Source organism: Streptomyces sp. DvalAA-14, assembly GCF_900091855.1.
Classification (GTDB): domain Bacteria; phylum Actinomycetota; class Actinomycetes; order Streptomycetales; family Streptomycetaceae; genus Actinacidiphila.
Genome location: NZ_FMCH01000129.1, coordinates 1 through 7,711, shown reverse-complemented (window position 1 = coordinate 7,711; position 7,711 = coordinate 1). Strand labels below are relative to the sequence as shown.

Sequence of the window (7,711 nt, the reverse complement as noted above, 5' to 3'; positions counted from 1 at the left end):
GCCGGGCCCGAGCCGGCGCCGGGTGCCGCGCCGCTCGTCGCCCGCGCGCTCGGTGCCCGCGGGGACGTGCCGGGTGCCGGCGGCGGGGGCGGTTTCGGTGGCAGTGCCAGCGCCGGTAGCGGTGCCGGTGGCCGAAGCGCGGGCCGCGGGCTCGGCGACCGCGACCGGCGGATCCGCTGTACGGATACGGGACAGCGCCTCGGTCATGACGCCACCTGGTACTGCGGCGCGACGGCCCGCGCCGCGAGCCCCTCGAAGCGGCGGTCGAACAGCCCGGCCGCGTCGACCTTCGGCACGAAGCCGCCCTCGGCCATCAGGTCGGCGCTCTCCTGCTCCCAGGCGATCGCCTTGTCCCAGCTGACCGGGAACTGCGGGCGGGCCAGGGCGGAGACGATCCGCCGGCCGTCCGCCGCGGTGACGCCCTGGTCCTTGACGTAGTACGACGCGATCCACGCCTCGCTGTTCTCCCACGCCCACACCACGCCCCGCGCCCACAGCGGGACGAAGCTGCGGATCGCGGCGGCCTTGGCCTCGTCGTTGAGCACGTCGACCGGCGCCCACAGGATGGTGAGCAGGTCCACCACGTCCGTGTGCACCCCGCGGGCGCCGTCCCGGCCGTACTGCCCCAGGTACTTGGTGAGGGTGGGCTCGGCGAGCGGCGCCACATCCACCTGCTTGGCCTGCAGGGCGGTCAGGAACTGGGTGCTGGGCAGCGGCACCAGCCTGACGTCGGAGTTCTTCAGCCCGGCCTCCTTCAGCGCGCGCAGCACCACCACGCCCTGGGCCTGGCCCTGGGAGAAGCCGATCTTCTTCCCGCGGAAGTCCCGCACGTCGCGGATGCCGCTGCCGGGCCGGGTGGCGAAGGTGTAGATGGGGTGGTTCCGGGTCTGGACGGCGACGATCCGGGCGCCGAGTCCGATGGCCTGGGCCTGGATCGGCGGAATTCCGGCGTTGGACGCGAGATCGATGGAATGCGCGCGGAATCCCTGGATGACATCGGGGCCGGCGGTGAGATTCGGCCAGCTGGAGACGGTGAACGGCAGCTTTTTGCCGAGCCCGGAATCGGCCAGCTGGAGTTGTGCGGTGTGGATGGATATGGCGAGTTTCGTTCCCGGTGGCGGGGCGCTGGACGGAAGTATGCGGCTGGCCACGGAATTCGATCCGGCTTCGCTTTTACGGGCGCATCCGGCCAGAGCGAGCGCAGCGCCTCCGGTGAGCGCGAGAAATGATCTGCGGCGGACGAGGGGGGAGTCAGAACTGAGGGGCATGGCTCGCATTCCTGGTGAGGGGCGGACACGAAATCCGGCCGCCGGTCGGATCGATCGCAGCACAGCTCGGTCGGGCGGTCGGACGGTCGGACGGACGGACGGACGGGTGCCTGGTGGGCCGGCCGGCCGGTGGGATCAGGCCGACGGCACCGGGTGGTAGGTGCCGTCGTGGAAGAGCAGCGGCCGGCCGCCGTCGTCGAGCCAGGACTCCTCGACCCGGGCGACGACGATCCGGTGGTCGCCGGCCGGGACGATCTGCACGGGCCGGACCCGCAGCCAGCCGGTCACCTCGTCGAGCACCGGTTCGCCCTGCGGCAGCCGGTGCCAGCGGGTGGGCGCGCCGAACCGGTCGATGCCGCTGGTGGCGAACCGCCGTGCCACGTCCTCCTGTTCGGCGGCCAGGAAGTTCACCACCGCGCCGGCCGCCCGCGCCACGTGCGGCCAGCAGGAGGCGGTGGCGGAGATGCCGAAGGACACCAGCGGCGGGGTCAGGGACAGGGAGGTGAGCGAGGTCGCGGTGAAGCCGGCCGGTCCGCGGCCGCAGTCGACGGTGACCACGACCACCCCGGCGGGATGCCTGCGGAACACCTGCTTGAACCGCTCCGGGGCGATGCCCGTTGCGGGACGCGAGGACGCGGTGCTGGTCAAGTCTCCCCCAGGGATGAAGGTGCGGGCGGCGCCGAAGGAGGCGGGGCCGGGCAGGCCGCACCGGCCCGCGCGCATGCGGGCGCGACACGGATGGAATACGGACGGAAAACGGACGGAAATCAGAAAGGGCGTACGGAGATCAGGCGCGGGGGCGACAACACTCGCGCCGGGCGTTTACACCCGCCGGGACGGCGGCCGTACGGAAAGGGCGTGCCGCGATGGACACCTTCCGCTCATTCCGTCGGCTGCTGGTCATGAATCCATTCTCCCCGGGGAGTTCTGCCGCGGTCAACAATGCGACTGCCTGAATTAAGTCGGACGGCGCGGCCGGCGCGGTCATCCCGCGGTCAGCCGGCCGCGGAGAACGCCGGCCACGGGCCGAGGGGGTCGGCGTAGAGCGTGCCGAGGGCGACCGCGCCGCCGGCCACGGGCAGGACCGAACCGGTGAAGCTGCTCGGCACCACCGAGCGCTCGGGGTCGTCGCACACCCAGGACCGCCGCCCGACCTCGGCGCGCAGTTCCGCCAGACACTCCGGCATCCGCCCGGCGCCCTGTTCGACGACCACCAGCACCTCGGGGTCGAACATGTCGAGCAGCCAGGCGGCGACCCGGCCGACCAGTCGGGCCCGGCGCCGGAACAGCCCCTTCGCGACCTCGTCGCCGGCCACCGCCAGCTCCAGCAGATCCGGGAAGTCCGCCACCGGCAGGCCCCGGGCGCGGGCCCGGCGCAGCACGGACGGTTCGGAGACCTCGGACTGCAGACAGCCCGGCGTACCGCAGACGCAGGGCTCGGCGCCCTGCGGAGGGCGGGCGTGCCGGTCCGCGCCGAGGGAGCCGACCGGCAGGTGGGCGACGCTGCCGGCACTCGACCGGGGTCCTCGGTGGACGGTGCCCGCGGTGGCGAAGGCGGCGTCCACCACCGCGCCGACGAACAGCAGTACGCAGCTGTCGCGGGCCGAGACATCGCCGAACAGCTGCTCGGCGCGGGCCAGCGCGCGGGAGTGGCTGTCCACGTGCACCGGCAGGCCGGTGGCCGCGGTCAGCAGGTCCCGGGCGGGCACATCGCGCCAGCCGAGCCGGGGGTGGTCGATGATCGTGCCCGCCGCGGTGTCCACCCGGTAGCCGGTGGCCAGGCCGAGGCCGAGCACCGTCCGGCCGGCGCCGGCCGCTGCCGTGAGGCCGCTCAGCCGTCCGGCCATGCCGCCGAGGACCTGCTCCGGCTCGGGGTCCCGGTGCGGTCGCCGGTCCTGGGCGACGATCCGCCCGCGCAGATCCATCAGCGCCACGGTGGAGTTGGTGACGGCGATGTGCGAACCGGCCACCAGGTAGCGGCGGGTGTCGATCTCCAGCGGGATGTGGGGCCGGCCGAGCCCGCGCGGCCCGGTGGTCTGCGCGCGCTCCCGGATCAGGCCGCGGGCCAGGAGCTGGGCGCAGTGCCCGCTGACCGCCGCCGGCGAGAGCCCGGTGAGCCGGGCCACGGTGCTGCGGGCCACCGGCCCGTGGTCGAGGATGGTGCCGAGCACGGCGCCGGCCGCGGAGGCGCGGCGGACCGGCGGCGCTGCGTCGGCGCGGCGCAGGGGAGTCGGCGGAGCCAGCGGGGCGGGGCGGCGGTTGTCCGGGGGTCGTACCACGGATGCCCTCCAGGTCATGAGTGGCGGCGCGGCTGCCGTCCGGACCGCGCCGGTCGTGAGACCGGCGGGCGGGCAGCCCCGTTGGCGCTCCGGCAGCGGAGCGGTGCGCTCAGACCTGGTAACACGCCGCGGAGCACACACGCTTGAGGTCGACGTGACCTCGCGTCGTCAGGTGTGTGGTCCGCTGCATGCCGCGCAACGTAACGGGCCGCCGGGAAGTCGGTCAAACCGTTGACCGCATCCTGGACACCGCGCCGCCGCCGGCCGCCGCCGGCCGGCCCGCTATCGGCCGATGCCGGCTGTGTCGATGAGCGACGCGGCCGTGGCCGCCGCCAGCCCTTCCAGGGAATCCGCCCCGATGCCCGCCCGGGCGCTCGCGCCGTCGTAGACCAGCGTCAGCTGCCGGGCCAGCCGCTCGGGGTCGGCCGCTCCGCCGCGCTCGGCCTCCGCGCGGAAGAAGTCGGTGAGGCCCTGTTTGCCGCGGGCGGCCACGACGCTGGCGGGATGTCCGGGGTCCTTGAGTTCGACCTGGGTGCTCAGATACGGGCAACCGTGGAAGCCGGGCGCGACGGCCTCCTCCTCCAGCCGCTCGAAGACGTACAGCAGCCGCGCGCGGGGGTCCTGCGGCCCGTCGGCGGGTGGGACCAGCAGCTCCATCAGCTGGGGACCGCGCCGTTCCAGCGCGGCGGCCAGCACCTCGTCCTTGCTGTCGAAGAGCTGGTACATCGAGCGCTTGGACACCCCGGCCGCCTTGCACAGGGCGTCGATGCCGATCCCCACACCCTGCCGGTAGAAGAGCTCGGCCGCCGCGTCGAGCAGGCGGTCGCGGGGCGACGGACGGTCCGTCCGCCGCGTTCGTCCGGCCGGTGCGGGCGGCGGTGTGGTCTTGCTCATAACGGAATTCTAGCGCGACGGCTCGACAGCGGAAACCGATCGGTCTACATTTTTGGAAACCGATCGGTTTCCACCTCGCCGGCCCTTCCGGGGGCCGCCTCCTCAGCGAAGGACTTCCCATGAAAATCAACGGCTCGGTGGCACTCGTCACCGGCGGCAACCGGGGACTCGGCGAGCGGTTCGTCCGCGCGCTCCTGGACGCCGGGGCGAGCAAGGTCTACGCCGCGGCCCGCGACCCCAGGAAGGTCACCGTGCCCGGCGCCGTGCCGCTGGCGCTGGACATCACCGACCCGGACTCGGTGCGGGCGGCGGCCGCGCGGGCCCAGGACGTCACGCTGTTGATCAACAACGCCGGGACGGACACCGGAGCCCATGTGCTGGACGGCGATCTGGCCGATTTCCGGCTGGAGTTCGACACGCACGTCATCGGCACCCTGGCGGTGAGCCGGGCCTTCGCCCCCGCGCTGGCGCGGGGCGGCGGCGGCGCGGTCGTCAACGTGCTGTCCGTACTGTCCTGGCTGGTCACCCCCGGCGACGGCGCGTACGCGGTGGCCAAGTCCGGCGAGTGGTCGCTGACCAACTCCCTGCGGCTGGCGCTGGCCGGGCAGGGCACCCAGGTCACCGCGCTGCACGTCGGATACATGGACACCGACATGGCGGCCCGGCACGACGTCCCGAAGTCCGATCCGGCCGACATCGCCCGGATCACCCTCGAAGGAGTCGAGGCCGGTCTGCACGAGGTGGTCGCCGACGAGATCAGCAAGCGGGTGAAGGGCGGCCTGGCCTTCGGGCCGGAGGCGATGTATCCCCAACTGGCGGGCTGAGGACCGCCGGCCGGTTTCACCGTCCACGTCTTCGCGGTGGCGTGGGCGGCCGGCGCCGCTGTCGGACGAGCGGGCGTTCCCCCGGGCGGGCAGTTCGGGGGGAACGCCCGCTCGCGGCGTCATACTTGCATAGGCCAAGTGGTTGCGTTATACAAGTAGGGACGGAGGTGAAGCGATGGCCGAGCAGGTGGACGCGATGCCCGTTGCGGAACACGGCGAAGGCGCCGTGCGCGCCGAGGACGAGGGCCCCGGGGCCACGGTGGCCGCGGTCGCGGACTCGGTGATCGACCTGCTCCGAACGGTGCGGCGGTCCAAGGCCCGGTTGCTCGCCGCGGCGAGCGACGACGTGGACTCGGCCACGCAGATGCTGCTGCGTACGGCGGCGACGGAGGGCCCGATGCGGGCGAGCGCGCTGTCCGCCAGCGTGCAGTCGGACCTGTCCACGGTCAGCCGCCAGGTGGCCACGCTGGTGACGCGCGGGCTGCTGGTGCGCCGGGCCGACCCGGTCGACGGCCGCGCCTGCCTGCTGGTGGTCACCGACGCCGGCCGGGCCGTGATCGCCGAGCACGAGCGGGCCCGCCTCGCCTTCTTCGAGGAGGTGCTGAGCGGCTGGTCACCCGAGGAACGGGGCCGGTTCGCCCACCTGCTCGAGCGGTTCACCGCCGCCTACGACACGACGCACGCCCACTGGACGGCCGGCGCGGCCCGACGCCCCGCTCGTACCGATTCGGAAGAAGGAAGCACCACATGAGCACCACCGCAAGCCGTCCGGCGGGCGCCCCGCCGGACGGCACGCTGACCCACCGCCAGATCCTGACGATCCTGTCCGGACTGGTCCTGGGCATGTTCCTGGCCGCGCTGGACCAGACGATCGTCTCGACGGCGATCAAGACGATCGGCAACGACCTCAACGACCTGTCCGCGCAGGCGTGGGTCACCACCGCGTTCCTGATCACCTCCACCATCGCCGCACCGCTGTTCGGCAAGCTGTCGGACATCTACGGCCGCAAGCGGCTGTTCATGCTCGCCATCGTGATCTTCGTGGTCGGATCGGCTCTGTGCGGCCTGGCCCAGTCGATGTACGAACTGGCCGCCTTCCGCGCCTTCCAGGGCATAGGCGCCGGCGGCATCATGCCGCTCGCCCTGGCGGTCATCGGCGACATCATCCCGCCCCGCCAGCGCGCCCGCTACCAGGGCTACATGATGGCCGTCTTCGCCAGCGCCTCCGTCCTCGGACCGGTACTGGGCGGTCTGTTCTCCGGTACCGACAGCTTCCTGGGCGCCGCCGGCTGGCGGTGGATCTTCTACATCAACGTCCCCATCGCGGCCTTCGCGCTGGTCGTCATCGCCAAGGTGCTCCACCTCGACCACGTCCGCCGCGAGCGCCGCATCGACTGGTGGGGCTCCGTCCTGCTCGCCGTCGGGCTGGTGCCGCTGCTGGTCGTCGCCGAGCAGGGCCAGAGCTGGGGCTGGGCCTCGGCCGGCTCGTTCGCCTGCTACCTGACCGGCGCGGCCGGTCTCGCACTGTTCGTCTGGGTCCAGCACCGGATGGGCGACGACGCGCTGCTTCCGCTGCGGCTCTTCCGCAGCAGTACCTTCTCGGTCGCCTCCGCCCAGATCACCATCATCGGCATGGCGATGTTCGGCGGCCTGTCGGTGATCCCGCTTTACCTGCAGATCGTCAAGGGCGCCTCCCCGACGAAGTCCGGTCTGCTGCTGCTTCCGCTCGTCGCCGGCCTCATGCTCTCCTCGCTCGGCGCGGGCCAGCTCATCGCCCGCACCGGCCGCTACAAGATCTTCCCGGTGATCGGGTCGGTCCTGATGGTCGTCGGCATGGGCCTGATGATCACGATCGGCGCCGACACGCCCCTGTGGCAGACCGACATCTACATGGCGGTCTTCGGCATCGGGCTCGGCCTGAACATGCAGAGCCTGGTGCTGGCGATGCAGAACGCGGTGCCGGCGAAGGACATGGGTGTCGCCTCGGCCTCGTCGACCTTCTTCCGCTCCATCGGCGGCACCCTGGGCACCGCGATCTTCCTGTCGGTGCTGTTCACCCTGGCCGGCTCCAAGATCAGCCACGCCTACACGAAGGCGGCCAACGACCCGGCCTTCATCGCGGCCGGCAAGGCCCACCCCGACCAGCTCGCCGCGCTGCACCAGCACTTGGGCGGCGGTCTGGACGACACCTCGTTCCTGAACGGCCTGGCCAAGCCGCTCAGCCACCCGTTCTTCACCGGTTTCTCCGCCGCCGGCGACGTGGTCTTCGCCATCGTCGCCGTCCTGCTGCTGGCGGCCATCGTGCTCTCGACCCGCCTGAAGGAGGTGCCGCTGCGCATGGTCTCGGGAAACCAGGCCCGGAACGAGGCGGAAACCGCCGCGGCACGGGCCGGCAGCCCCGGCACCGGCACGGACCCCGCCGACGTGGCCCGGCTCCCCCGGCCCG

At 72.7% G+C, this 7,711-nt stretch carries 8 protein-coding genes; 3 read left to right on the top strand and 5 right to left on the bottom strand.

The window, feature by feature from the left end; genetic code table 11:
- The 5 genes from GA0115240_RS05950 to GA0115240_RS05930 all read right to left on the bottom strand — a co-directional run.
- The coding region (locus GA0115240_RS05950) for a hypothetical protein (RefSeq protein ID WP_141708741.1) at positions 1–207 on the bottom strand (207 nt) is incomplete at its 3' end.
- Positions 204–1,268, bottom strand: coding sequence for an ABC transporter substrate-binding protein (locus tag GA0115240_RS05945; protein ID WP_093735600.1), 1,065 nt, complete (start codon positions 1,266–1,268; stop codon positions 204–206). The genes GA0115240_RS05945 and GA0115240_RS05950, both read right to left, overlap by 4 nt.
- A 135-nt stretch (positions 1,269–1,403) precedes the next feature.
- On the bottom strand, positions 1,404–1,916 hold the full coding sequence (locus tag GA0115240_RS05940; RefSeq protein ID WP_370673284.1) for a flavin reductase family protein: 513 nt from the start codon (positions 1,914–1,916) through the stop codon (positions 1,404–1,406).
- A gap of 347 nt (positions 1,917–2,263) precedes the next feature.
- Positions 2,264–3,565, bottom strand: coding sequence for an ROK family protein (locus tag GA0115240_RS05935; RefSeq protein ID WP_093735598.1), 1,302 nt, complete (start codon positions 3,563–3,565; stop codon positions 2,264–2,266).
- Between the two features lie 264 nt (positions 3,566–3,829).
- Positions 3,830–4,441 (bottom strand): TetR/AcrR family transcriptional regulator, encoded by a 612-nt coding sequence (locus GA0115240_RS05930; protein ID WP_093735597.1) that lies wholly within the window; start codon positions 4,439–4,441, stop codon positions 3,830–3,832.
- 119 nt (positions 4,442–4,560) lie between these two features.
- Here GA0115240_RS05930 and GA0115240_RS05925 point away from each other — a divergent pair, with 119 nt between their 5' ends.
- The 3 genes from GA0115240_RS05925 to GA0115240_RS05915 form a co-directional block, all read left to right on the top strand.
- Positions 4,561–5,265: an SDR family oxidoreductase gene (locus tag GA0115240_RS05925; protein ID WP_093735596.1), complete on the top strand. Its 705-nt coding sequence runs from the start codon at positions 4,561–4,563 to the stop codon at positions 5,263–5,265.
- A gap of 175 nt (positions 5,266–5,440) precedes the next feature.
- On the top strand, positions 5,441–6,016 hold the full coding sequence (locus GA0115240_RS05920) for a MarR family winged helix-turn-helix transcriptional regulator (protein WP_202451073.1): 576 nt from the start codon (positions 5,441–5,443) through the stop codon (positions 6,014–6,016).
- Positions 6,013–7,711: MDR family MFS transporter (locus GA0115240_RS05915; protein ID WP_107407106.1), on the top strand; the 1,699-nt coding region annotated here is incomplete at its 3' end. The genes GA0115240_RS05920 and GA0115240_RS05915, both read left to right, overlap by 4 nt.

Excerpts from the sequence above, each read along its gene's own strand:
- GA0115240_RS05945 (WP_093735600.1), bottom strand. The coding sequence starts at position 1,268 with ATGCCCCTCAGTTCTGACTCCCCCCTCGTCCGCCGCAGATCATTTCTC.
- GA0115240_RS05935 (WP_093735598.1), bottom strand. The coding sequence starts at position 3,565 with ATGACCTGGAGGGCATCCGTGGTACGACCCCCGGACAACCGCCGCCCC.
- GA0115240_RS05930 (WP_093735597.1), bottom strand. The coding sequence starts at position 4,441 with ATGAGCAAGACCACACCGCCGCCCGCACCGGCCGGACGAACGCGGCGG.
- GA0115240_RS05925 (WP_093735596.1), top strand. The coding sequence starts at position 4,561 with ATGAAAATCAACGGCTCGGTGGCACTCGTCACCGGCGGCAACCGGGGA.
- GA0115240_RS05920 (WP_202451073.1), top strand. The coding sequence starts at position 5,441 with ATGGCCGAGCAGGTGGACGCGATGCCCGTTGCGGAACACGGCGAAGGC.